19 protein-coding genes are annotated in these 25,198 nt (G+C 42.2%); 6 read left to right on the forward strand and 13 right to left on the reverse strand.

Annotated elements, in window-relative coordinates:
* Positions 1-36: 36 nt before the first annotated feature.
* Positions 37-1,791: an ABC transporter ATP-binding protein gene (locus tag EAH55_RS24830; RefSeq protein ID WP_121812028.1), complete on the reverse strand. Its 1,755-nt coding sequence runs from the start codon at positions 1,789-1,791 to the stop codon at positions 37-39.
* A gap of 246 nt (positions 1,792-2,037) precedes the next feature.
* On the opposite strand from EAH55_RS24830, the gene EAH55_RS24835 reads away from it, so the two are divergent.
* The 4 genes from EAH55_RS24835 to EAH55_RS24850 all read left to right on the forward strand — a co-directional run bounded on the left by EAH55_RS24835 (position 2,038) and on the right by EAH55_RS24850 (position 6,782).
* The gene (locus EAH55_RS24835; RefSeq protein ID WP_121812029.1) at positions 2,038-2,670 is read left to right on the forward strand and encodes a MarR family winged helix-turn-helix transcriptional regulator; all 633 of its coding nucleotides are present in this window, start codon (positions 2,038-2,040) and stop codon (positions 2,668-2,670) included.
* 155 nt (positions 2,671-2,825) lie between these two features.
* The gene (locus EAH55_RS24840; RefSeq protein ID WP_121812442.1) at positions 2,826-3,515 is read left to right on the forward strand and encodes an ABC transporter ATP-binding protein; all 690 of its coding nucleotides are present in this window, start codon (positions 2,826-2,828) and stop codon (positions 3,513-3,515) included.
* A gap of 4 nt (positions 3,516-3,519) precedes the next feature.
* Positions 3,520-6,075 (forward strand): ABC transporter permease, encoded by a 2,556-nt coding sequence (locus tag EAH55_RS24845; protein WP_208644929.1) that lies wholly within the window; start codon positions 3,520-3,522, stop codon positions 6,073-6,075.
* Positions 6,076-6,095: 20 nt separating this feature from the next.
* Positions 6,096-6,782 carry an arylesterase gene (locus EAH55_RS24850; protein WP_121812030.1) on the forward strand — a complete coding sequence of 229 codons (687 nt, stop codon included), beginning with the start codon at positions 6,096-6,098 and terminating at the stop codon, positions 6,780-6,782.
* On the opposite strand, the gene EAH55_RS24855 is transcribed toward EAH55_RS24850, so the two are convergent.
* The 3 genes from EAH55_RS24855 to EAH55_RS24865 form a co-directional block, all read right to left on the reverse strand.
* Positions 6,783-8,063 carry a serine hydrolase domain-containing protein gene (locus EAH55_RS24855; protein WP_121812031.1) on the reverse strand — a complete coding sequence of 427 codons (1,281 nt, stop codon included), beginning with the start codon at positions 8,061-8,063 and terminating at the stop codon, positions 6,783-6,785. It abuts the gene before it with no gap.
* A gap of 40 nt (positions 8,064-8,103) precedes the next feature.
* The gene (locus EAH55_RS24860) at positions 8,104-9,117 is read right to left on the reverse strand and encodes a LacI family DNA-binding transcriptional regulator (RefSeq protein WP_121812032.1); all 1,014 of its coding nucleotides are present in this window, start codon (positions 9,115-9,117) and stop codon (positions 8,104-8,106) included.
* A gap of 191 nt (positions 9,118-9,308) precedes the next feature.
* Entirely contained in the window at positions 9,309-10,157 is an 849-nt protein-coding gene (locus EAH55_RS24865) for a hypothetical protein (RefSeq protein ID WP_121812033.1), read from the reverse strand.
* 277 nt (positions 10,158-10,434) lie between these two features.
* On the opposite strand from EAH55_RS24865, the gene EAH55_RS24870 reads away from it, so the two are divergent.
* Both EAH55_RS24870 and EAH55_RS24875 read left to right on the forward strand, forming a co-directional pair.
* On the forward strand, positions 10,435-11,742 hold the full coding sequence (locus EAH55_RS24870) for a PQQ-dependent sugar dehydrogenase (protein ID WP_244228346.1): 1,308 nt from the start codon (positions 10,435-10,437) through the stop codon (positions 11,740-11,742).
* A gap of 2 nt (positions 11,743-11,744) precedes the next feature.
* Positions 11,745-12,197, forward strand: coding sequence for a c-type cytochrome (locus EAH55_RS24875; protein WP_121812034.1), 453 nt, complete (start codon positions 11,745-11,747; stop codon positions 12,195-12,197).
* 55 nt (positions 12,198-12,252) lie between these two features.
* Here the strand turns inward: EAH55_RS24875 and EAH55_RS24880 are convergent, their stop codons facing one another.
* The 9 genes from EAH55_RS24880 to EAH55_RS24920 all read right to left on the reverse strand — a co-directional run bounded on the left by EAH55_RS24880 (position 12,253) and on the right by EAH55_RS24920 (position 25,086).
* Complete coding sequence (locus EAH55_RS24880; RefSeq protein ID WP_121812035.1) at positions 12,253-12,723, reverse strand: RidA family protein; 471 nt, start codon at positions 12,721-12,723, stop codon at positions 12,253-12,255.
* Between the two features lie 43 nt (positions 12,724-12,766).
* A complete protein-coding gene (locus EAH55_RS24885) occupies positions 12,767-14,503 on the reverse strand; it encodes a carboxypeptidase-like regulatory domain-containing protein (protein WP_121812036.1) in 1,737 nt (578 codons plus the stop codon).
* The gene (locus EAH55_RS24890; protein ID WP_121812037.1) at positions 14,503-15,465 is read right to left on the reverse strand and encodes a FecR family protein; all 963 of its coding nucleotides are present in this window, start codon (positions 15,463-15,465) and stop codon (positions 14,503-14,505) included. Before EAH55_RS24890 ends, EAH55_RS24885 begins: the two co-directional genes overlap by 1 nt.
* Before the next feature lies 1 nt (position 15,466).
* The gene (locus EAH55_RS24895; protein WP_244228348.1) at positions 15,467-16,048 is read right to left on the reverse strand and encodes an RNA polymerase sigma-70 factor; all 582 of its coding nucleotides are present in this window, start codon (positions 16,046-16,048) and stop codon (positions 15,467-15,469) included.
* A gap of 28 nt (positions 16,049-16,076) precedes the next feature.
* Complete coding sequence (locus EAH55_RS24900; protein ID WP_121812039.1) at positions 16,077-18,458, reverse strand: TonB-dependent receptor; 2,382 nt, start codon at positions 18,456-18,458, stop codon at positions 16,077-16,079.
* A gap of 103 nt (positions 18,459-18,561) precedes the next feature.
* Complete coding sequence (locus tag EAH55_RS24905; protein ID WP_121812040.1) at positions 18,562-20,934, reverse strand: response regulator; 2,373 nt, start codon at positions 20,932-20,934, stop codon at positions 18,562-18,564.
* A gap of 290 nt (positions 20,935-21,224) precedes the next feature.
* The gene (locus tag EAH55_RS24910) at positions 21,225-23,081 is read right to left on the reverse strand and encodes a beta-galactosidase (protein WP_121812041.1); all 1,857 of its coding nucleotides are present in this window, start codon (positions 23,079-23,081) and stop codon (positions 21,225-21,227) included.
* A 143-nt stretch (positions 23,082-23,224) separates the two neighbouring features.
* Complete coding sequence (locus EAH55_RS24915) at positions 23,225-24,079, reverse strand: sigma-70 family RNA polymerase sigma factor (RefSeq protein WP_121812042.1); 855 nt, start codon at positions 24,077-24,079, stop codon at positions 23,225-23,227.
* An 11-nt stretch (positions 24,080-24,090) separates the two neighbouring features.
* Complete coding sequence (locus EAH55_RS24920; protein ID WP_121812043.1) at positions 24,091-25,086, reverse strand: NAD-dependent epimerase/dehydratase family protein; 996 nt, start codon at positions 25,084-25,086, stop codon at positions 24,091-24,093.
* Between the last annotated feature and the right edge of the window lie 112 nt (positions 25,087-25,198).

A 25,198-nucleotide genomic window follows, 5' to 3' on the forward strand; every position in this document is an offset into this window, starting at 1 on the left:
TGTAATTGATAATTTTTTCGGGTAATAACTTAATATTTAGTGGTTGATACCCTGCTCGTAATTGCTGGTACTTTGCTGCGAATTAAAGATCTGCACATAATCCGGACTGGTTTTTATCAGCTCATCGTGTACACCGGTAGCTACAATTTCACCCTGCATCAATAGGATGATCTGGTCATAATGCTCAACTGAGGCAATTTTTTGTGTTACCGATATGAGTGTTAAGCCCGGATAGTTCTTCTGAATATTTGCAAGAATATTTCTTTCGGTATTGTTGTCAACCCTCGCGGTAAAATCGTCAAGCAACAATACCTTTGGATTAACAGCAAGTGCCCTTGCCAGCATAATGCGTTGTTTTTGCCCTCCCGAAAGACTTGAGCCGCGTTCAGAAACGATAGTACTCAACTTATCGGGCAGGTTATCGATGAACGCGCTTAATTCTGCCGTTTCAATAGCTTTTTGAAGCGATTCATCTGTTACCGTATCACTGAAGGCAATATTTTCACGAATGCTCATATTGAATATGATGCTGTCCTGAAAAACAAAGCCAACCTGTCGGTGAAAGGTTTCACTATCATATTCGGATAGTGGTTTATCATCAAATAAGACTTCACCCAAAGTGGCATTGATCAGGCCGGTAAGTAAATACAATAATTGTGTTTTACCTCCAGATGTAGGCCCGATGATGGCAATTTTTGAACCGGCCTTAACTTTAAACGAAACATTTTTCAATGCTGCTTTTTGCCCGTAGCTCACTGTAACATCTTTCAATTCAACATCGCCGAGTAAAGTATCTTTCAACGGACCGCCGTCGGTAACATCCGGTGCGTTTAAAACAACACTGATACGGGTAAACGAAGCGGTAGCCTGGGCTATCAGGTTGCTCATGAAACCTAAAATGAATATAGGGAATATCAATAATGAAAGGTAGCTGTTAAAAGCTGCGAAACTACCCAGGGTCATGCTGCCGCTGATCACGAAATGCCCGCCCATTACCAAAATGGTAAATGCCGCCATGTTGGCTGTAAAAGTTACTATCGGGATAAGCCCGGCAAAAAAACCAAGGATCCTTAAGCCATAATCTTTAGCTTCGGTGTTGGCCGCCAGGAATTTATTATACTCCAGTTGCTGCGAATTAATTACCCTGATCAGCGCTGCCCCAAGTATACTCTCGTTAATAACTTTATTAAGCTGATCAATAACGCCACGGCTTTTCATAAACAGGGCGCGCACATTTTTCAAAACATAAAAAAACGTACCTCCTATAATAGGAATGATAGTGATAACAACCAATGCAAGCTTCCAGTTAATGGTAAGCAACATAACGCTGCAGCCAATAATGATAAACAGCGACGATACAATAGAAACTAAGGCCTGTGATACAAACAACTTAATTGAATCAATATCAGAAGTGAGATTTGTTAACAGTTTTGAAGGATTAGCCTGTTCAATAAAAGCATGAGTTTGACGGGATATTTTATCTGCCAGCTGCTGCCGCAGGTCACGGGCTACTTTTTCAGAGGCGAAGATTTGAACAACGGCCTGTAGACTGGCGAACAAAAACACAACCAATGTAGCTGTAAGGAATTTGGCCATAACCTCATTAATCACGAAATGGTGATTGGAGTAGGCATCAATACCATTAGCTATAATTTTAGGCAGCCAAAGGTTCATGCTGTTACCCAATAAGGCAAAGAGCAGCAATAGCGCTACAAGCCCTTTGTACGGTTTTAGCAAACTGAATACACCTGGTGGCTTGCTGTTTGTTTTTTTAGTATGATCGGGTTGCATATTGATCTTATAATTTATAATTCTTTTTCGCGGATGTGTTTCGAGCCATTATTATGGTTGACGATTGGCCAGTGAAAACATTTTTATTCAATTTAAAATTATCGAAATAAATCAGAAGGATTTGCAAGCTCCGTATATTTTCTATATATTTCTATTTCGACATATCTCAACAAATATATTTCTATTTAGGAATAATTAAAACATTTTAGAAATAAATTTTTAATTTTACATCTAAACCGGAATAAAATGAAACCAGTTGTACAATTAGTTGAAGAATGGACAGCTTTTGAAGAAGTAAGCGAGCAACCTACCGTTGAGGCATTTTGCAGGTATTATCTGCAAAAACAACGTCCTAAGCCCAAACAAGCCGGTAAAAAAGGCGAACGCATTATGAACGGCGCCTACTTGCTTAAAACGCTTGGTCGTATTTTGAGTGCATACTCACTTTATTTCCGGTCTGCCGTAAATTATATTGGCATCCCTCCTGCCGAAAGCTTTTATTACCTGAATGGCTTACTCCATTTGGGAGAAGTAAGAAAAAGCGACCTGATTAACTATATGTTCGCCGAAACGACTACCGGCATGGAAGTTATAAACAGGCTTATCCGTGAAGAGAAAATAGATGAACGCACGTCGCCTGATGATAAGCGCGCCAAGCTTATCAAAGTAAACCAGAAAGGACTTACGGCATTGGATGAATATTATAAAATTTCGGGCAAAGTAGTTGAAATGACCTTTAAAGGCATCGACGATGAAATTTTAATTGATTGCTACGAGATGCTTAAATATTGCGAACAACGTAACTCATCATTAGCAATCGAGCTGAAAAATAAACCCTTCGACCAGATGTATGATCATATAATGGCCGATAAAGTATAAATTTAAAGAGTATGGTGATCGAATTCTGAATTGGTAATAACCGCCTCTAAACCCAATGTCAGCTAAAAGTAAAGATGGCATAATACTTGAACATTCAATGGCCGGGCTTGGTAACAACCCCGGCTTTTTCGTATCTATACCATAAAAAAACATCTGTGGACAATATCCTCAATATCTCCAATCTGAGTAAAACATACCAAAGTGCCGGTCGTACCCTTACCGTGCTCGATCAAATAAACTTTTCAGTGGCGGCAGGCTCAACCAATGCTATAGTTGGCCCTTCTGGCAGCGGAAAAACCACCTTGCTTGGTCTGTGTGCCGGGCTCGACCGATCAACCTCAGGTACGGTTGAACTCAACGGAATCAACCTCAGCAATCTAACAGAAGATCAGCGCGCGCAGGTGCGGAACCAGCATGTCGGTTTCATATTTCAGAATTTTCAGTTGCTCCCTACCCTAACCGCCCTTGAGAATGTGATGGTGCCACTTGAGTTGAGAGGGGAAAAAAATATCAGAACAAGGGCTTTGGATCTTTTAGATAAAGTAGGCCTTTCAGAGCGGGGGCATCATTACCCGCTTCAGCTTTCCGGCGGCGAGCAACAGCGGGTATCACTGGCCCGCGCTTTTTCAAACGCGCCACGCATCCTTTTTGCAGATGAACCTACCGGAAACCTCGATGCCGAAACCAGCGATAAAGTGATCAAACTAATATTCGATCTGAATAAGGAAGCTGGCACCACGCTTGTGGTGGTGACTCATGACCCTGAACTGGCAGCCAGAACCCAACGCATTATCCGGATCAAAGGTGGCAAACTAATCTCCGACGAAAAAACCATTAACGCATAAGCTAATGGATAATAATATTGATTTTAAAAGAAAGATAAATATTCCCTGGTTGTTTCGGATGGCCCTGCGCGATAGCAGACGTAATCGATCAAGGTTATTCCTCTTTATATCAGCCATTGTGTTTGGGATAGCTGCATTGGTAGCTATTTACTCCTTTAAATACAACGTGCAAAATGATATTAACGATCAGGCAGCTACACTGATTGGTGCAGATTTGGCAATCTCCGGCAATAAACCTGTAGATGATAAGTTAAAGCACATGCTCGATTCCATGGGCGACGAGCGCTCGCAGGAACGGAGCTTTGCATCAATGCTCTATTTCCCGCGTACCAACGGTACCCGGCTTGTACAGATCAGGGCTTTACAGGGAGGTTTCCCCTACTATGGTACCTTAGAAACTACTCCGGAAGCAGCCGGGCTTACTTTCAAGAAAGGACGGATGGCTTTGGTTGATAAAACCCTGATGTTGCAGTTTAATGCCCGTGTGGGCGACTCGGTTAAAGTAGGTAACCTGAATTTCCAGATTGCCGGCATCCTAAATAAAGCACCCGGACAAAGTGGTGTTATGGCGGGAATCGCGCCTGTAGTTTATATTCCGATGCAATACCTAGAGCAAACAGGGCTTATAAAAATTGGCAGCAGGGTTAACTATAGCTTTTATTATAAGTTCAATTCATCGGTAAACGTAAACAAGCTCAGCAAAAATCTCGACCCTGTACTTGATAAAGCCGGGATGCGCTTTGAAACCATCGAAACAAAAAAAGACAACACCGGCCGTGCCTTTGGCGATCTGAGCCGTTTCTTGTCATTAGTTGGTTTTGTGGCTTTACTACTGGGTTGCGTGGGCGTAGCCAGTGCTATTCATATTTATATAAAGGAAAAGATTGCGTCAATAGCCATTATGCGCTGCCTGGGTGTAAAATCGTCCGAAGCATTTTTGATCTACCTTATACAAATTATTGGAATCGGGATCATCGGCTCTGTTTCGGGAGCTATCTTAGGTACGGTCATTCAGCATTTATTGCCGCTGGTATTTAAGGACTTTCTACCTTTTACCATTTCGGTGCAAATATCATGGATGGCCATAGGCCAGGGTATTTTGCTGGGTTTAATCATCTCTATCCTGTTTGCTCTATTGCCCTTAATATCTGTAAGGAATATTTCGCCGCTTAACACGCTCCGTATGTCGGTAGATGAAAGCGGTAGCCGGCGTGATCCATTACGCTGGCTGGTATATTTGCTGATACTGATCTTTGTAATAGCTTTTAGTTATTTGCAATTGGATAGCATTATGGGCAGTATCCTGTTTACGTTGGGGATCCTCATCGCGTTTATGATCCTTGCTATAACAGCCTGGTTGTTAATGCGGATCACCAAAGCGATCGTTAAAGGGTCATGGAGTTATTTGTGGCGACAAGGCTTTGCCAATTTATATCGCCCCAATAACCAAACCATTATACTTATAGTATCCATCGGCTTAAGCACCATGTTCATTTGCACACTTTATTTTGTGCAAACACTTTTGGTTCAGCAGGTAAATCTTTCAAGCAGCGGCAATCAATCAAACATGATTTTGTTTGATATCCAGAGCAGTCAGGAAAAAGGTGTTGTTCAATTAACCAAACAGCAAGGACTCCCTGTATTACAACAAGTGCCTATTGTTACCATGCGGATTGAACAGATTAACGGCAAAACCGCTGCAGATCTCACTAAAGATACTACTATCAAGATACAACACGGTGTTTTTGCCTGGGAATACCGGGTAACATTCAGGGATTCATTAACCTCGTCAGAAAAATTATTGGATGGTAAATGGATTGGCCAGGCAGATCCTTCAAAGGAAATCCCTGTATCTGTTGAAGAAAACCTGTCCAAACGGGGTAACCTGAAAATTGGCGATAAAATAGTATTTAATGTGCAAGGCGTACAAATGCCGGCTTATGTAGCCAGTATCCGCAAGGTTAACTGGGGCAAGGTGCAGACTAATTTCCAGGTTGTTTTCCCCAAAGGAGTACTGGAAGACGCGCCACAATTTCATGTATTGATGACGCATGTGCCGTCAAACAAAGTATCGGCTGCTTTTCAGCAGCTGGTTGTAAAGACTTATCCCAACGTCTCAATCATCGATCTGGGTTTAATTTTAAGTGTTGTTGATGAACTGTTGAGTAAAATCAGTTACGTTATCCGCTTCATGAGCGCGTTTAGTATTATAACGGGTATTGTAGTGCTGATAGCATCGGTACGTATCAGTAAATATCAGCGTATCCAGGAAAGTGTGCTCTTGCGTACCCTTGGGGCCAGCCGTAAGCAAATATTCACTATAACGGCGTTGGAGTATTGGTTTTTAGGTAGCCTGTCTGCATTAACCGGTATTCTGATAGCTTTTGCGGGTACCTATTTCCTTGCAAAGTATAGTTTTGAAATACCATATAGTGTTAACGTATTACCGGCTCTTGTGCTATTTTTGATTGTGAGTTTGTTAACCGTTATTATTGGCTTATTGAATAGCCGCGGCGTGTTAAACAAACCGCCATTGGAAATTTTAAGAACAAACGCCTAAGTGCGTTGTATTTATTTTGTATGAACAGAGTTACATTATCCGGCATTTTGCTTACTGCCTTCACTATTGCAGGCTGTGGTAACGGTGCTAAATCATCAAACAACGATCAAAGCCAGGCAGCTACCGAAGTTGTAAAAACTGATTCGGCATCAAAGAAAATAGTTTTGTTTTTTGGCGATAGCCTTACTGCAGGTTATGGTCTTGATGATCCTGCGGATGCTTTTCCGGGAGTGATTGGTAAGCGGGTTGACTCGTTGAAACTACCATATAAGGTTATAAATGCGGGCCTCAGCGGGGAAACTACTGCAGGAGGCAATGGCCGGATCAACTGGTTATTGAAGCAAAAGATTGATGTTTTTGTATTGGAGCTTGGTGCAAACGATGGTCTCCGTGGAATCCCTGTGACCGAAACGGCTAAGAACCTGCAATCTATAGTTGATAAAGTAAAAGCGAAATATCCAGATGCTAAACTTGTTTTGTTGGGTATGCAAGTACCGCCAAACATGGGTGCGGATTACTCCAATAAATTTAAAAGTGTATTTCCAACCCTCGCCGCTAAAAATAAAATGGAACTGGTTCCCTTTCTGCTGAAGGATGTAGCAGGGATACCGTCACTCAACCAGGGCGACGGCATCCATCCTACAGCTCAGGGCGCCAAAATTGTGGCCGACAATGTTTGGGCGGTTTTAAAAGATGATTTGAAATGATCAATCATTCAGAGCCTGATATACCATGGCCCTGAATTTATCCTGAATCTGGTTGTGAGGAAAAGGCCAGTTCTGTACAAACAGTAAGCAAACAAGGTGTTCTTTCGGATCAACCCAATACAACGTGCCATAAAAACCGCCCCACGCAAATGAACCTTCGCTAATACCTAATTTTGCAGAGCTGTTTTGAGATGTTAAACCGAAGCCTAAGCCAAATTTGTCCTTGTCAGGGTTGATATTCAGATCACCTATTTGATTGGTAGTCATCAGTTCAACCGTGTGGCGGGCCAGTAAACGCTGATCATTATAAATGCCTCCGTTAAGTAACATCTGCAAAAAAATTGCGTAGTCTTTTACAGTTGAACTTAAGCCCGCGCCACCAGCGTAATAAGTGCCATTGGCCTTTGGATAGTTCACATCAAACGCCGGAAAAGTAGCTTTACTCCAGTTGGCGATATGACCATTTTTATCAAAGGTATAAGCTGCAACCAACCTGTTTTGCTTAGCGGAGGGGATGTAAAAGTAAGTGTCATTCATGCCCAGCGGCGTAAAAATCCGCTCTTTAAAAAACTGGTCGAGACTTTTGCCGGATACCTTTTCTACCAGGTAACCCAGTACGTCAATGTTCATTCCGTATGTCCAGCGTTCGCCGGGCTGATGTAATAAAGGTAAATGGCCCAATTTGTTCATCACATCGGCTAATAATATCTTATCTGCCACAAAACCTGCCGGGATACTTGCCTTGTCATAAATAGCTTTCATTTTCGGCGAGCCGATCTGCGCATATTCGATACCCGAGGTATGGGTTAACAGATCGCGAATGGTTATCTCCCTTTTTGCAGGGACGGTTGTATACGTGCTGTCTTTACCATTAAACTGATCTACCACTGTAGGATGCGAGAACGCAGGGAGATATTTGGAGATCGGATCATCCAGTAGAAATTTCCCTTCTTCAAAAAGCATCATGACGGCAACGCTGGTAATGGCCTTTGTTTGCGATGCTATGCGAAAGATAGCATCGCTGGTCATTAACCGCTTTTGATCTTCATCAGCCAGTCCGAATGACTTATTGTAAGCTATTTTGCCATCGCGTGCTATGAAGCCAACTGCCCCCTTTACATACCCTGAGTCGATATTCTGCTCAATCATGGCATCTATCCGTTTTAGCCTTTCGGGCGAAAACTTTGCAGATACCGGGTCGGCATTTTTCAAAACACTGCCCTGGGCAAATACGTTGGCTGCAAATGCAGCCAACAATAAAAAAGTAAAGGTTCTTTTCATCACGCGAAATCTGGGTTTATTGGTGATGCAAAATAGTTATTTACCTTGATGAATCCCGCTCAATTAGCTCAGTAGCAAGTGTTATGTGTTGATTTTTTTCTTCGGGAGTTGTGGCGTTTAGCCTTTCCATCAAAAGTTTGATCACGTTATCTGCTATTTCATCAATTGGCTGGGCTATAGCGGTAACGGCCGGAGTGTACAGTTCAAAAAGTTCATAATCATCAAAAGCGATCAAGGCGATATCGCCCGGAACGTTTTTGCCTGCTTTCCTGGTAGCCTTTAATCCGCATTTACCTAAGTGATTATTGGCGAATAGTATAGCATCAACATCTTTATGGCTTTCAAAAAAATCAAGTATCAGCTTAAGGATCTCCTGGTCGGTGGCATGAAAATCAACCTCAATAATATGCGGTTTAAGTTTACTTTGCCGTATGGCTTTGTCATACCCCTCAAGCCTTTCTATCATTTGGGTTTGGATTGAACTATAAGTTATGAAAGCAATGTTTTTATGCCCTTTATCAATCAGGTATTGTGTAGCATTAAACGTGCTGAAGAGGTTGTCAACCACCACATAATCGGTAGCTACTTTAGGCAGATACCTGTCAAAAAGCACAACCGGGAAACCATCTTTTATCAGGTCACTGATATCTTCTTCAATATTATCGGGGGGAGTAATAATGTAACCGTCAACATGCCTGTCACGAAACATGGCTATCAGCTCCTGGGTTTTTTGCGTGTCATTATCTGTACTGCTGTAAATGATCTTGTAACCGCTTTGATAAGCCAGGTCCTCGATGCGGCGGGCTATGGTAGCAAAGAAATGATTGGAAATATCCTGCACCAATAAACCAATAATATTTGATTTTCCCGTACGCAAGCTTTTGGCCAACGAATTTGGCTTATAGCCAACCTCTTTTACATATTGCAGTACGCGCTTTACCAATTCATCGCTAATACGTTTTTCCTGTGCACGACCATTAAGGATAAAAGAAACCGTGGTTTTAGATATATTCAGGCTATTGGCAATGTCAACTATAGATAATTTTTTCTTCAAGAGCTTAGTATTTTAAACCAAATATATAATATTAATGGTAATGCTAAACAGGTTTAGTAGATAATAAATGGTTTATTTTGCTTATTAGTTTAATGGAGACAGAACAAGCTCTGAATGCCGTAAATGCTTATAAAACAAAAAAGCCGCCCATAACGGGCGACTCTTCAGTTAATATATAGGGAGTTAGAATATTAAAACCTGCGCATACCTCTTCCTGAGTTTCCGTTTTGGGTAAAGCGTTCGCCGCCATTACCCCTGTCAAATCCGCCACCGCCGTTTGATTGACGGCCACCCCAGTTGCCATGATTACCGTGGTCGCCATTATTTTGTTGTTGCTGTTGTTGGCCGTTGCCCCAACCGCCATGATTATCATGATTGCCATTATTAGGTTGTTGACCATTGCCCCAGTTGCCGCGGTTGTCATGGTTGTTGTTGCCATTACCCCAGTTGCCACGGTTATCACGATTGCCCCAACCACGATTATCTCTGCCATTGTTGTCCCAGTTACCACGGCTATCATACGGATTAGGCCTTCTACCCCATCCGCCACGGTCACCACCCCAGCCGGGGCGATAAGCATAACCGTTAGCAGGTCTTCTGTCAAAGCGATGGCCCCAGTTACCACGGTCGCCCATGTAACCGCCCCACCGTTGCCTGTAATAATCGTGATGCATAAACGGACGAGGAGCCCTCACTTCGTAACGTACAGCGGTACGCCAGTTGTAATCTCTGTAAGCGCCAGGTAGGTAAGCACAGCTTACCCAACGACTACCGTCATTATAATAGTAACATCCTGCGCCTACATTGTAATAAGCCTCAACCTCTGGTAAATAGTAGTAATCATCATCGTCGCTAACATTTACGTTATCATCGTAAACGGGCTCGTCTTCAATTACTGGTGGAGGTGGCGGAGGAGGAGTTGGTACATAAACGCGGTGCGCAGGAACATTGATGCCAAATTGTATAGATACCTGAGCGTTGGCTTTGCTGATAAATAAGCTTCCGGCTGCTATTGCTGATAATATGACTAACTTTTTCATAATTGTAAATTTTATACAGTTAGGACGATAGATTTAAACGATGGTTTAATCAAACGTTGCTTTATGTGTTAAAACATTAGTTGATTGATACTATCTTTTGCCAGCAGCCATTTCTATGAAATTTTATTTTGAAAAACTGGTATCACAATCTATTGTTGCCAAATTTTATTAAGGAATGATGCTGAAATAAAATTTCACACTGTCACTTTAATACTACAAAACAGATTTTAGGATTATCGGTATATTTACTTAATTTGATAATCTTTAATCAGTTACCATGAAAAACCGCAACTTATTACGTTCCATGCTGCCTATAGCAGTTATGGGAAGCTTTATGTTTTTTACAGCCTGTAAAAGCAATAGCGACTCAAAGAAGACCGGCGACAGCACCTCTACTCCTGCTTCGACAACAGAAAACGCCGGCCTTAAGACTCCTGCGGGCTTTAGCGCCAGCATTATTGCCGAAAAACTTGGAGGTACACGCCACATTGCTATTACCCCGCAAGGCGATATTTACGTGAAGCTCACCAACGTTAAGAACAGTAAAGGCATATTAATGCTGCACGAAGAAGGCGGCAAAGCTTCTGTTAAAAACAGCTTTGGTGCTTATAGCGGTACCGGTATGTCAATCAAAAATGGATACCTGTACGCGTCATCAGATGAAGAGGTTTTTCGTTATAAACTGAACGATAAAAGCGAGGTGATCAACCCCGATCAGCCTGAAAAAATTGTAACTGGTCTTATCAGCCGTCATGAGCACGAAGCAAAAGCCATTACGCTTGATAATGATGGCAACATCTACGTTAATATTGGCGCATATTCAAACGCCTGTCAGGTTGAAGACCGTAAAAAAGGTTCTCCGGGACAAAAGGGTTGCCCTATTTTAGATTCGGCTGGTGGTATCTGGCAGTTTAAAGCCGATAAATTGAACCAACATTATGGTGATGGCGTGCGTTATGCTACGGGATTACGTAATGTTGTAGGCATCACCTGGAACCAACAAAACAACCAGCTTTTTGTAATGCAGCATGGCCGCGATCAGCTTTATGAATTTTATCCTCAGTATTTTACTGCAAAACAATCGTCTATTTTACCTGCCGAATGTATGTACGCTTTGAAAAAAGGAGATAATGCCGGTTGGCCTTACATGTATTATGACCAGGAACAGCATAAAAAAATGTTAATGCCTGAGTATGGTGGCGATGGCAAAATTGAAGGTGGAAAAGATGCCATTGATCCGGCTGCAGCTTATCCAGGTCACCTCGCTCCTAATGGCTTGTTGTTTTACACCGGCGATCAGTTTCCGGCGAAATATAAAAATGGTGCTTTCATAGCTTTCCATGGTTCATGGAACCGTGCACCTGAACCACAGGCAGGTTACTTTGTAGTATTTCAGCCATTTAAAGATGGTAAACCTGATGGCAAGTGGGAAGTTTTTGCTGATGGATTTTCGGGTTCCGCAGCTAATACCGCCTCTGGTGCTGCTGCTCACCGTCCATGCGGTTTAGCACAAGGCCCTGATGGTTCGCTATATGTTACTGATGATGTAGCTGGAAATATTTACAAAATCACTTATAAAAAATAACAATGGACTTTAAAAAAGCCCTTCTGCTATTATTCATCACAGTATTTACAAGCCTTGCTTCGCAAGCGCAAACCAAACATAAAAAACCGGCAGCCAGGAAACCCGCTGCCGGTTTTAAAACATCCATGACCAGGGGACAAGCGCTTTTTACTCAATATTGCGTGGCTTGTCACCAGGCAGATGGTTTGGGCGTACCCCACATGAACCCGCCATTAGTTAAAACCACTTATGTTTTGGGTGATAAAAGTAAGCTTATCAAAATAGTGCTTAATGGTTTTGACGAGGATGTGGAAATAAACGGTGAAACCTATTCAAATACTATGGCTGCTCATGATTTTATGAAAGATCAGGAAATTGCCGATGTGTTAACGTACGTGCGCAACAGCTTTGGTAATAAGGCAAGTGCTATTACCGCTGCCCAGGTAAAAACTATAAGGACAACTAATAAAAAATAGCCGACTATTCAGCCTTACGAAGTTTTGGAAACTTCGTAAGGCTTTTACCGTTACCTCATTTCTTTTTGATAATTGCGGTCGCTTTTATTTCAATTAAAATATCATCTCTAAAAAGCTTACTCACCTGCACCAAGGTACTCGCCGGTGGCTGTTTGGTGTTTACAAACTTATCTCTGATACTACGTACAAGTTTAACTTGTGATGCATCCATCAGGTAGTAATTCAACTCAACCAGATCATTCATGGAGCCGCCGGCGGCTTCAACTATGTTTTTGATATTGGTAAATACCTGTTCTGTCTGGCTGGCCAAATCGCCGTTGCCGGCAAGTTTGCCATCTTTATCCAAACCAACCTGGCCCGACATGATGACCATCTTGTTTTTACCTAAGTCGATAATTGCTGCGTGTGAATATCCGAAGGGCTTGCCGACTGTAACCGGGTTTAAAAAAGTCACGTCTTTGTTGGCTTCCTGGGCAAAGCAAGCTGACGAAACACATAATAAAATGAGGAACAGGAGTTTTTTCATACGGTGATTTTTATCACACAAAATTGGACATCTTGCCGCAAACTTACAATATGGTAATACCTGCCGACCAGCCAATCCATCCTTTTGTACGGTTACCCCAATCAATCAAGCCCGGCTTATTTTTGATGATCTGCTGAATATCACTATCCCCGGGATGATCGCCATAGTTGGTATAAAGGTTAAAGGACGGGCCTGCAAAAAAGCCAACTTTTGAACCCGCTTTAAAATTCAATAAAGCGCTCACCCGGTTTATTTGATTTTGATTTTTCCAACCTTTGGCAAACAATAAGTGTGTTGAGCCTTCGGCAGATAAAAGCAGGCTGTTGCTAAAAATAAAATCGTGCCCTAAACCCCAGCCCGCGCTGTAAAATGTATGCTTATCAGTAAAATTAACGCCTCCGGATAATACAGAATACAGCTTGGCATTACCGGATTTAAAAGCGATGTTGGCAGTGGTAATTTCATTGCTGTACACCTGAATTTTAGCATAACCATTACGGGATATATTTATCAAGCCCATACCATAGCCATCAAGAGTGTCGGCGATGTTCACCAGCGCAAATGAAGCGCCTTTTATTACACGAGCTTTATTAAAAATTCCAGCTACCTGCATCCCGCTTGCTTCATTGCCGGTAACGTTTGCTATTCCGGCAATACTAAACCCTTTACTGTTTTTATGAGTGTAATTATAAATACCGGCTGCCTGGAAACCTTTGGTATTGCCGTTTACATGATTAAAGACCCCGGCAAGCTGTACACCTTTAAGGCTATCCTTAACCATATTATAAATACCCCCTGCCTGAATACCGGTCATATTTTTTTGATCATTGTTACTTACGGCGGCCAGTTGAACTCCTTTGATATTACCTCCCACAACATTGAAAAGCCCGGCAGCTTGTACATATTTAACATCCTGTTTGTTAATATTAAATAGCCCGCCAAACTCAACGCCATTAACGCCTCCGTTATATCCCCCCAAAAGATTGAACGAAAAGTTATTAACTATTTGCCCGCTCATGATACCGTGGCTTCCCAAACTCGGCACAAGCGAAGCCTGTACCGGAACTGTTGAAAGGTATCCGCCCAGGTTAAGATTCTGTATTTTTTGCCCTGATGAAAGAAATATCCTGCCGAGCCAACTCCTGTCTGATTTCGAATTGGCTGCATCCGCACTATAATAGTACTCGCGCGGCTTTATAGATACATTTACATTGCTTAACAGGTTGATACTGGTATCACGATAAAGTTCCTTGCTTACGTTAAGTGTGATCACGCCATTGGCTTTTATTTTAAGCTGAAAATGTCCGTTCTGATCGGTAAGTGTTGATTCAAGGGAATTTCTTTCATACACGCTGGCATTGTAAAGCTTTTTCCCGGTTATATCATCATACACATACCCACTTATATAATAAATATTACCAGGGCCAGCCAAAGTATCTGGTACAAGGCTCAACCTGTACGGTGTAGGCCGGAGTATAATATACCCCGGCGATTCTTTGTAATCAACCTTGCCGTGAAACAGTTCATCAAGCAGGCTTTTGATAGTTTGACCTGAAGATGTCATGCTAACCACGCTATCCGTTTTAATAACATCATTGCTGTATGAGAAATAGAACTTTCCTTTTTCGCCGATAATGGTCAGGATCTCGGCTATCTTTTTTTGCTTAACATTAAGCGCTACTGTACGGTTCAGGTTATCCTGTGCAAGTGCATTGGTAATGAGCAGACAGCCTGCCAATACCAGCATGATATAAAATAATATGTTTAGTTTCTTTTCCATCAGTTTTTTATTATGATGAGATGAGGTTTTTTGATCACTTTAACATCGCCAAGGGTTTTGCTTACGATATCTAATATTCCATCGAGCGAATCTGCTTTGAATGTGGTTGTTATTGTTCTGTTAGCCAGTTTTTTATTATCTATCACGATATTCACCTTGTAGACCTCGTTAAGCACATCAACCAGGCGCCATAGCGGTGTTTTATTAGCCACAAACTTTTGCGTACGGTAGTAATTATACAACTCGTCCTGGCTGCTACCTTTTTGCATACGGCCGTTTTGGACTGATGCTTTCTCCTTAGGTTTTAGCTTCACTACGATCTCTTGTTGAATTACCTGTACCACGCCGGTTTCAACTATAACTTCCGTGTTTGGGCCTGTAGCCTTGATATTGAATGACGTACCAACCACTTTTACAACCACATCATTCACGTGAATCATAAATGGTTTTGATTTATCATGGGCTACATCAAAAAAGGCTTCCCCTATAAGCGAGATTTCCCTGGTATCGCCTGTAAACCTGTCTGGGTAATTTAGTACCGAATTTTTGTTCATAGTGATGAGCGAACCATCTGATAAAGTAACCTTACGTACTACGTTGCCGCTTTGCAGCGTAAGCATATTGGCTTTAGCAGGTTTAAATACAGTGTATAGTATCCCCGCGCTCCCTAATATTACCAGCCATACAGCGGCAATTTTAAGCCAGCGGTTTACGGGATTCAGCGTTTTAATTTTTACAGAGGCCTCGCTCCTGCTTTGTGCCAACTGTTTAAATTCGACCCATGAGGTTTCGGGATCAAGCTTGCTCTCTATCTTAAGTTCGCGGCTTGTATTCCAGATCAGTTTAAAATGATCGAAGTACTTCCTGTTATCGTCATTTTCGCTAAGCCAGCGGTTGATGGTTTCATTTTCAACCGGCGTGGTTTCGTTCAGCATGTATTTGGTTAATAATTCGTCCATCATCTTAAATAATATTAAAAGCCCTGCTAATAATCCAAATAAATAACGGCAGGTAATCAACTAATTTGAGCCGTAATGTTTTAAGCGCCTTGCCCATTTGGTTTTCTACTGTTTTTATGGAGATGCCTAACTCATCAGCAATTTCCTGGTATTTTAAATCCTCAAATCTGCTTAACTGAAATACCGTGCGACATTTCTCTGGCAGGTCGTTAAGGGCCTGTTGTAATTTCTCTTTGAGGTCAAGCAGCTCCATGCCTGTGCCTTCGTCCACTTTATCCTTCGTCATATACACTACATGTTGCTGGTGATTGATTTTTACTTTTTGATGCCTGAGGTTATTAAGGCATTCGTTGTACACGGCTCCGTACAGGTACGCCTTTATCGAGCCGGAGATATTCAACCGCTCTTTACGTTCCCAAAGCCGCATGAAAACGTTTTGCACCATCCCTTTCGCAGTATCTTCATCTCTTAAAATGGAGATGGCATACACGTGCAATGGCCTGATGAAGTGCTTATACACCTTTTCGAAGGTGGCTTCATCGCCCGAGAGCAGCAGCGGGATTACTTGTTCGCTATTTAAATCCAAAATATGATCAGTTTGGGTTAACATTTTATTAAATCTCAATGCGATAATTAATGGTTGGAAGTATGCCTATCCATTTATTTTTTTCAATTATCCGCTTGCTCTGGTTATAAAATAAACCAACGTTATTACGTCTGTTAAGCAGGTTCTGAATATCAAGCAGTAAAAAGTGCGATACTTTTTTACTGTTGATCCTGTAACTGGCCGAAAAATCGACACGAATATAGGGATCGGCCGTTAATGTGTTGGTTTTGGACTGATCGATCACCTGCTCATCACGCTGAAAGGTTTCGTCAACTAAAATCGGTGTGTACTTTCGGCCGCCCGCATAAATGATTTTTCCGTTTAAGCCAAACAGGTTTTTATGATTGGGGCCAGTAGCCCATTCCTTGCCTGCCACCAGGTTAGTTACGTACTGAGTATTAAAGGTGGTATTAAACTCTTGTCCACTCAGGGCTTTGTATTTTGAATTGAACACTGATGAGGTGATCATGAAATAATATCCTTTGTTTAATGACCGCTCTACCGAAAACTCAATTCCATAGTTTTTACCCGTTCCTTTATTTACCAATGAATGATAATCTGTACCGCTGATAGCTGAATTATCAGATACGTTTAGCACCGAGAAATTATTGGCTGGGTCGCTGGATACAGGTACGTCATACAGATGCTGGTAATATGCTTCCGTTTTAAACTTGAGGTGACCGGAAAACAGCTTTTCATAACCAAGCACCAATTGCGCTGATTTAGTTGGTGAAAGTTTGGTGCTTACAGCGTCATTTGATTCGGCACTTTTAGCAAAATAAAAAGATAATGGTTCAAGTCTGCTGTAAACGCCACCCGCTAAAGATACCTCCTGATCTGGTGTTACATGCCAGTTTAGACCGGCTCTTGGTTCATAGCTCCACGTTTTGCTCAGGTCGAAATAATTAACATGGATCCCTGTATTCAAACTCAGCTTATTGCCAAACTCGTGTTTGTTTTGTATAAAGCCATCATAGGTTGCTGCATCACCTTTTTGATTTAAAAGTTCTTTAAGATTATGGGTGTCACGTTGATATTCCAGATCATATAAGTTATAGGTAAGAAAGCCTGCATTTAAGCCAGCACGGATATTGTTGTTTTCGCCCGTTCTGTAATTTACTACACCTGCATAACGAACAGCCGTATTATCATAGTGGTTTTTCTGCAACAGGCTTGGTTGAAATTTAGATGTAAGACTATCAACCCTTGAAGCATTACGGCTCCCGGAGAAAGACACGATATTACTGAAATTAAGCCTGTTATTAGCAATGTAAATATTCTTTAACCCAACGCTTCCGGCTTTGTAATTATAGCGAAGATCGTACGAATCCATCCGCTCGTCCCACTTGGTGGTGTCACGTTTAGCATCGGTATTTACATTGCCAGCCCCGCCTACACCAAATACAGAAAAGGCACCGGTACTTTTTGTGGGAAAAACAAGGTTAAAGGACAGGTCCTGATATTGAGGGACGCCTGAATCGGACACATTAACCCCTACAGCTTTAAGTAAACCAAGTGTTGAATAACGATAGCTCACCAAATAAGAAGCATTGCCGCCCCTGGTAAACGGCCCTTCCATAGTTGCACCAAGCCCCAATACGCCTGCAGTGAAGGTATACTCACGCCTATCTGTATTGCCTTTTCTAAAACGAAGATCAAAAACACCTGCCGTGGCATTGTTATACTCGGCGGCGAGAGCTCCAGTATAAAAATCTGAAGTGCCTATTACGGTTGAGTTAAGCATACTTACCCCACCTCCTGCTGAGCCCTCGTTATTAAAATGATTGGGGCTGATAATTTCAATTCCTTCCAGCCGCCATTGCAGGCTCTTTGGCGAATTGCCCCGAACAATAATTTCATTGTTGTCGCCGCCTGCTACCACACCGGCAAATCCCTGCGCCATGCGTGCCGGATCAAAAAGCGCACCTGCATAACGATTGGTTTCCTCGGGAGAGAATGATCTGCCGCTGGCCATTGCCATTGAATTGATGGGGCGTTTGTTTGATGTCGCGCTTACAACAACCTCATTAAGTTGTGTATTGGCAGCTTCCAGTTCAATATTCAGTTCTATTTCTTTACCGGTTGTTACCAATACATCTGATAAAACCACTTTATTAAAGCCGGCGTAGCTAATTTCAACTGTCTGCCTGCCAATGGGTACCTGTGTTATATGAAAAACTCCATTAGCATTGGTAATACCTGCTCGTTCGGGGTGTACAGAAACAACTTTTACAGTAACACCCGGCATCGTGAGTTTCGAGCTTTTCTCAATAATGGTACCTTTTATAGTTTGGGTAAAGGTTGTTTCACTGGACTTAACCTGAGCCGTACCTTTTAAACCCGTTATCAGCAAAATAAGTAATAGTAATAAGGAAGATAACCTGTTCATTTTAGTAAAATTTCTCCTGAAACACGCCAGGATCATTTTACCCCTATGAGCAGATGAAATTTTTTATGGAGATGTAGAAAAGAATTTATGTACGCAGGAGTTTTTATACATGCTCTTGTTTAAAAACATAATGCAGCACTTTACTATGCAGTTCGTCGGGCAAAAACGGTTTCATGACGATATCATTAAATCCGATCTTAAAGGCTTCTTCTTCAACGTCTTTAGGTAAGTTGGCGGTAAGCGCTATGATTGGAATATTTACGCCATTAGCCCTTATCTTTTTTGTCGATTCATATCCATCCATTACAGGCATCTGTAAATCCATCAATATGAGCCTATGTTTTGATGTGTCAAGCTTATCCAAAGCTTCTAATCCGTTTGTGGCCACATCCGTAACGGCTCCCCAGCGTTTTAAATAAGTTTGGGCTACCATTACATTCATCGGGTTATCATCAACCAATAAAATAGAAATTCCGTTAAGAAGTTTATCTGTTTCGTCGGGTTTAGCTTTTACATCGATTTGCTCCTGTTGCTTTGCTGCCTTGTCAAAGGTTTGAATAAAATAGAATATCGATCCAACGCCTTCTTCGCTGATCAGTTGCAGGGATGAGTTTTGTAACTCTAATATTTTTTTACTGATAGCAAGACCTAAACCTGTACCACCAAAACTGCGTGATATGGACGAATCGGCCTGGGTAAAGCGTTCAAATATGAGTTTCTGCTTGCCCCTGGGTATGCCGATCCCCGTATCCTTCACAAAGATCATTAACGTGGCAGTTGTTTCCGTTTGTTCCTTCACTTCTACTCCTAAAACCACCTCACCGCTCGGCGTAAATTTGATTGCGTTATGAACCAGGTTAGTGATCACCTGCGACAAGCGGGTCGGGTCGCCGAGCAGTTTATGCTGCAGCTTTTTATCAAAATCAAGCCGTAGCGTAATATCCTTATCATGGGCTGCGGTTTGCAAGCCGCCTACAACGTTCCGGGCTATTGCAGCCAGGTCCATTTCAATATGCTCAAATGTTATTTTCCCGGCCTCAATCTTATTGTAATCAAGCACATCGTTCACTATTGCCAACAGGTTATTTGCGGAAAAAAGCATAACATCAAGATGCTCAATCTGATCTTTACGAGGTTCGTTCTTAAGCAACAAATGGCTCATCCCTATTACCGAATTGAGCGGTGTACGGATCTCGTGGCTCATAGTACTCAAAAACTCACTTTTGGCCTTTAAGCCCTGCTCCGCTTCAACCCTTGCCTTTTTCAATACAAACGATACCCGGTGGGCCAGCACTAAAGATTGCAGGAAAAAAAACGCCAGATATCCTAAAAAGCTAACTAATTGCAATGGCGGTATAAGCGCCCAGTAATGAAACAGCGAGATGCCAAATACCGACATTAAGGCGAACGCGCTCATTAACGCGTAAACAGATCCCGGCCTGTTGTTACGCCAGGCCCTCGAATACACATATGGGATATAGATCAGGCAAAAAAGCATGACCATTAGAAATGGATTAACCAGTTGTGTGAAAATTAACGCTGGGCTAAACAGTGTTATTAAAGCAAACGAAAAACTAACGCCATTAATGATATTAACAATCCTGTTATTTACATCAATTGGATATAGATATAATGTGTAAAGCCCAAATAAACCGATTCCCAAAAAGAGGCTTATGTACTCCATACGCGCTGTTATATACCAGTTAATATCTGGCAACAGCGTATGTAACACGTAGTTATCCGTTCCAATAATGCGATAACTGTAAACCATCGAAAACAGGGCAAAAAGCAAAATGGCTTTATCTCGGCTGCCTAACAGGTATAAGCCGAGGAAAAATAAACCGCCCATCAGTAAACAACCTGTCAGCATCAGATCAATACCTTCAGCTTGGTGCCGGGCGAGGTCAATCTTATCGGCAGGGCCTATAAATATTGGTTTACCGATCCCTCCTTTACTGTGTATAAAGTTGGATATCTGTAAAGTGATATTGATGGTATCGGCATTAGGCAGATTAATGGCGTGATATTCCCAATGAGCTTCAAAACCTTTTGCGATAGTGGTAACGTTGCCGTTTGATGATGCTAATTTACCGTTTACATAAAGCCTGTAAGCACTGTAAACATCGGGCATGCCAAGCTTCAATTCAGGGTGTTTAGCGGGAAGCAAAATTTTAAGCAGGTAAGTTCCGTAGCCAAAGGCCGGTAGCTTTTTTCCCCGCCAGGTATAACCGTTCCATTTAAACGGAAATTCCACTAACAACCTATCTTTAATACCAACTGTGTCGTCATTGGGGTTGACCAACTGGTTCCAGTAAAATAACCAGTTTCCCGTTAGTTCAATTTTATCATTGATGGGTTTATTGCGAAGGTCTAATACGCCATGTACCGCGGCTACATAATTAGTTTGTGCAGTTACTTTTATACAGGTAACTGTTAACAGAATTAATACTAAATAAATAACCTTAAAAACTCTCATCGGCTGGGGGCACTTATCATAAAATCAAAAGCTTATAAATTTGTTTGTTATATGTTATGGCAAAAATTCATCTACCATAATTAAGCCCGGAATTTTTATAATAAAGTGTGAATATAGTAACCCCCATAAATATTTTGAAGTATTTATTGATGCTTAATAGCTCACTTAAACACTGGGTTAAATCCCATCTCCTGACAAGTAATATTAGTTAATATTTAACATCGAACGGGGCAATAAAAAAAGGCGGCAGGTAGATTCCTGCCGCCTTGGTCAAGTTAAATTAATGAATATTATTTACTAATCGCCCCGTCTAAAACCGGCACCGTTACGGTAGTGATCTCTGTTTGTTGAATGTCATTCAGTTGATCAAATACCAAGATACTGTTCGCGCCTTTTTTTAGCCAGCATCCAGGCAAATAAAGCGTTTGCTGAGGACCTATCTTCCAGTAGCGGCCGATGTTAATGCCATTTACAAATACAATCCCTTTACCCCAGTTCTTCATATCTAAAAAAGTATCTCCAACTTTATTTAGCTCAAAGGTTCCCTGGTAAATTGTCGGGCGGCCAACTGTATTTGCAGATCCTGATGCAAGCGTCGGGGCTTTATCCATAGGCAGCCTGTACATTTGCCAGTTACCGGTAATTTCATGGTCATCAATCTTAACAGGACTAATGATACCTTTAAGGTTATGAATGATCTCGCCGCCATAATTAATACGGCCAAGGTTCTCAACCAAAATATCTAAACGGGCATTAAACGGAATGTTTATAGGGCAGCTGAATTTGTTGCCTTGCCTGTTAAGCTCGCCAACTTTTTCACCATTTACATATATCGTAGCATAGTCGCGCAAGCCTTCCAGGTTTAAGGTACCGTTAATTGGCTGTGTAAATTTGCGGCTGTACAATACGTAGCCATGTCCTTGGTTAAGCGCCTCAAATGTTTGAGGGGTATCGCTTTCTACTGCCTGCTGATTTTTCGCAAGCTCAAGCAGATCTGCCGTTTTAGTTAGTTTTATCGCCGGGATCTGGATTACGGGAATTTGGGCGGGCACTTCCGGAATAGCGTATGCCGCATATTTTTTCATCAGGTTACGGATAGCAGTAAATTTAGGTGTTACCCAACCCGCTTCACTTATTGGGGCATCATAATCGTAACTGGTAATGTCTGGCTGAATCTGATGCTCTTTATCATAGTTAGCCCCGCTTGTAAAGCCAAAATTGGTACCGCCATGTGCCATGTAGATATTAAATGATACGGTATCCTTCAAATACTTTTCCAGGTCTTTAATTACTGAAGTTTCAGATACTTTTTCAAATTTTTCGCCCCAGTGATCAAGCCAGCCTGGATAATATTCGGCCACCATATAAGGGCCTTTTCCGTCGTTGAATTGATTGATGAGTTTTTTCAGATTTTTGGTATCACCCTCGCCGTTGGCAGTTGGCAAAGCCCCGCTGATTACACCACCCTGAAATAACCAATCGCCATCCGAAGTAAACAATGGCACATCAACGCCGGCTTTTAGCAGCAGGTTCTTTATAGCCGCGCTATAAATTTTGTGATCGGCAAGTGGCACATCCTTACGCTGGGCTACGTATGATCCAAATTCATTTTCGGCCTGTACCATAATAATAGGTCCGCCATGTGTAATTTGCAAATCCTTAACCTGGGCCATTAACTGGTTAATGTAAGTTTTGCATGAGTCCAAAAAGCGGTCGTTCTTGCTACGAATAACCAATTGCTTATCGTTTTGAAGCCACCACGGATAGCCGCCAAATTCCCATTCGGCACAGGCATAAGGTCCTGGTCTTAATATTACCATTAGGCCCTCCTGTTGCGCTGTTTTTATAAACTCACGGATATCGCGGTTATCTGTTTTAAAATCCCAAACACCCGGACTAACTTCATGATGGTTCCAAAAAACGTATGTTGCAACCGCGTTCATGCCCATTGCCCTTAGCATTTGTAAACGTTGTTTCCAATACGCCTTTGGGATTCGTGCAAAATGCATTTCGCCCGAATGGATCTGGATAGGTTTTCCGTCGTAAATAAAATTGCCGTCAGCAATTTTAAAACTGTGCTTAGCCTGACTAAAAACCTGTGAAGTAATAAAGGTTAGCAGCAATAAAGAGAGTAGTATTTTTTTCATTTGCGTTTTTAAGCATTTATTATGATAAACCCGGCAAGTATGCCTGTCATAATAGTTATGAGCTCCTAAGTTATAAACCTAAAATAGTAACGCCTAATTTCGGGCCGTATTTATTCAACGCAAACGTTTGCCAAACGCAAAAATTAAACTTCAAGTTTTTGCAGGCTGGCTTTTTCCCTTAGCTTATCAATAGCCCGGTTTCTTAGTTGCCTCACCCGCTCCGCGCTAACCCCAAGTCGGCTACCGATTTCAGGAGCGGAGAGTTCGCTGTGCCCGTCGAGACCATAATGATAAAATATAACTGATCGCTCGGCAGTGTTTAGCTTGCCAAGTAAATCATCAAGCTGTTGTTTCAATTGGGATGCCTCCAGAAAACTTTCGACTCCGGGTTCGTCGTTGTTTAGACGATCGAGCAAGCTATATCCGTCATCGCCAGTCGCATCTGCCTTATCATATGAATGTGTAAAGGGGGCTACATACAGCGCTTCTTTTACTTTCCATTCGGCGGTTTCCAGAAACTCAGCTATTTCATCCTGGGCCGGCAACCGCTCAAGCTGTTGTTCTAAAACTCCGGTTGCCCTGTTAACATGGACAATCATATCCACCTGGTTAGCAGGCAGGCGTATCATCCGTGTTTTATCAAGAAGTGCCTCCATTATACGCTGCCTGATCCACCATACAGCATACGAAATGAACTTGAAGCCACGGGTTTCATCAAACCGTTTAGCGGCTTCAAGCAAGCCTAAATTACCCTCGCTAATTAAATCGCCCATGGGCATGCCCTGGTGTTGATATTTTTTTGCCACCGAAACCACGAAGCGTAGATTAGCCTTCACAAGCTTATGCAAAGCAGATAGGTCACCCTGCCTGATCTTTCCGGCTAACACAACTTCTTCTTCGGCGTTTATTATTGGCTCACGTGCAATGTCGCTGAAATACATCTCCAGCGAAGCAGCGTCACGGGCGGTAATAGATTGGGTAATATTCAGGTCTCTCATTACAACCTTGTTTAGCTCACAGTTGCAATATTGGTATTCTTATAAACCGGAGCCAGATGCAGTAGCATATCAGTCGTCATGGCGACAAGATCATATTTTGGCGTCCAGTTCCAATCGAGCTTTGCTGCATTGTCATCAACACCGGCCGGCCACGAGTTTGCTATAGACTGACGCTTGTCGGCATCATAACTGATGGTAAAACCGGGAAGGTGTTTTTGCAATTCGGTTGCAAGCTCGGCAGGTGTGAAACTTAAAGCACCTATATTATAAGCGCCACGTTCTTTAAGCACGTCGGCCGGGGCATCCATCAGTTCAAGGGTGGCCCTTACGGCATCGTCCATGTACATCATAGGCAATGCCGTGTCGGGGTTCAGGTAGCAATTGTAACTTCCGTTCTGCAAAGCTTCGTGGAATATAGCTACCGCATAATCAGTAGTACCGCCACCGGCCGGAGCGCTATAACTAATTAATCCGGGATAACGGATACTGCGTACATCAAGCCCATAGTGCTCACGGTAATAGGCACACCATTGCTCGCCGGCCTCTTTGCTAATACCATAAACGGTTTGTGGGTCAAGCAGAGCATCCTGCGGACTGATCTTGCGCGCTGTTGATGGCCCAAACACGGCAATACTGCTTGGCCAAAATACCTTATCCAATTTATGATCTTTAGCAACCTCCAGGATATTCAGCAGGCTTTGCATATTCAGGTGCCAGGCCTTTAGTGGGGCTTCTTCTCCTTTTGCAGATAAAGTGGCTGCGAGGTGATAGATCTGAGTTACACCATAGGTAATAACCAGGTTCTCCAACTCATTTTTATCCAATACATTAAGCTGATGGTATGGGCGGTTTGATTCAGATATTGAAGCGGCATCATGTAGGTCGGTAGCGATGACTTGTTTTCTGCCGTAAACGTTTCTTAAGGCGGCTACCAGTTCAGTACCGATCTGCCCGCGGGCACCGGTAACAAGGATTACCGGCGATGATTGATTTGTATCGTGTTCCATAGTATTATGATGTAAAATTGTATATTCACAACCTTATAATCCATACAGAACATAAAAATTGGCTTTTAGAACCGAAAATACAATTCAAAACAGGTTTTGAAACTTTTGATAA

Origin of the sequence: Mucilaginibacter kameinonensis, assembly GCF_003675385.1 — a bacterium.
Classification (GTDB): domain Bacteria; phylum Bacteroidota; class Bacteroidia; order Sphingobacteriales; family Sphingobacteriaceae; genus Mucilaginibacter; species Mucilaginibacter kameinonensis.

Coding starts and splice junctions, on each gene's coding strand:
- EAH55_RS24880 (WP_121812035.1), bottom strand. CDS start 12,723: ATGAAAAAACTCCTGTTCCTCATTTTATTATGTGTTTCGTCAGCTTGC.
- EAH55_RS24905 (WP_121812040.1), bottom strand. CDS start 20,934: ATGAGAGTTTTTAAGGTTATTTATTTAGTATTAATTCTGTTAACAGTT.
- EAH55_RS24830 (WP_121812028.1), bottom strand. CDS start 1,791: ATGCAACCCGATCATACTAAAAAAACAAACAGCAAGCCACCAGGTGTA.
- EAH55_RS24885 (WP_121812036.1), bottom strand. CDS start 14,503: ATGGAAAAGAAACTAAACATATTATTTTATATCATGCTGGTATTGGCA.
- EAH55_RS24850 (WP_121812030.1), top strand. CDS start 6,096: ATGAACAGAGTTACATTATCCGGCATTTTGCTTACTGCCTTCACTATT.
- EAH55_RS24900 (WP_121812039.1), bottom strand. CDS start 18,458: ATGAACAGGTTATCTTCCTTATTACTATTACTTATTTTGCTGATAACG.
- EAH55_RS24845 (WP_208644929.1), top strand. CDS start 3,520: ATGGATAATAATATTGATTTTAAAAGAAAGATAAATATTCCCTGGTTG.
- EAH55_RS24915 (WP_121812042.1), bottom strand. CDS start 24,079: ATGAGAGACCTGAATATTACCCAATCTATTACCGCCCGTGACGCTGCT.
- EAH55_RS24855 (WP_121812031.1), bottom strand. CDS start 8,063: ATGAAAAGAACCTTTACTTTTTTATTGTTGGCTGCATTTGCAGCCAAC.
- EAH55_RS24835 (WP_121812029.1), top strand. CDS start 2,038: ATGAAACCAGTTGTACAATTAGTTGAAGAATGGACAGCTTTTGAAGAA.
- EAH55_RS24890 (WP_121812037.1), bottom strand. CDS start 15,465: ATGATGGACGAATTATTAACCAAATACATGCTGAACGAAACCACGCCG.
- EAH55_RS24870 (WP_244228346.1), top strand. CDS start 10,435: ATGAAAAACCGCAACTTATTACGTTCCATGCTGCCTATAGCAGTTATG.
- EAH55_RS24910 (WP_121812041.1), bottom strand. CDS start 23,081: ATGAAAAAAATACTACTCTCTTTATTGCTGCTAACCTTTATTACTTCA.
- EAH55_RS24920 (WP_121812043.1), bottom strand. CDS start 25,086: ATGGAACACGATACAAATCAATCATCGCCGGTAATCCTTGTTACCGGT.
- EAH55_RS24875 (WP_121812034.1), top strand. CDS start 11,745: ATGGACTTTAAAAAAGCCCTTCTGCTATTATTCATCACAGTATTTACA.
- EAH55_RS24865 (WP_121812033.1), bottom strand. CDS start 10,157: ATGAAAAAGTTAGTCATATTATCAGCAATAGCAGCCGGAAGCTTATTT.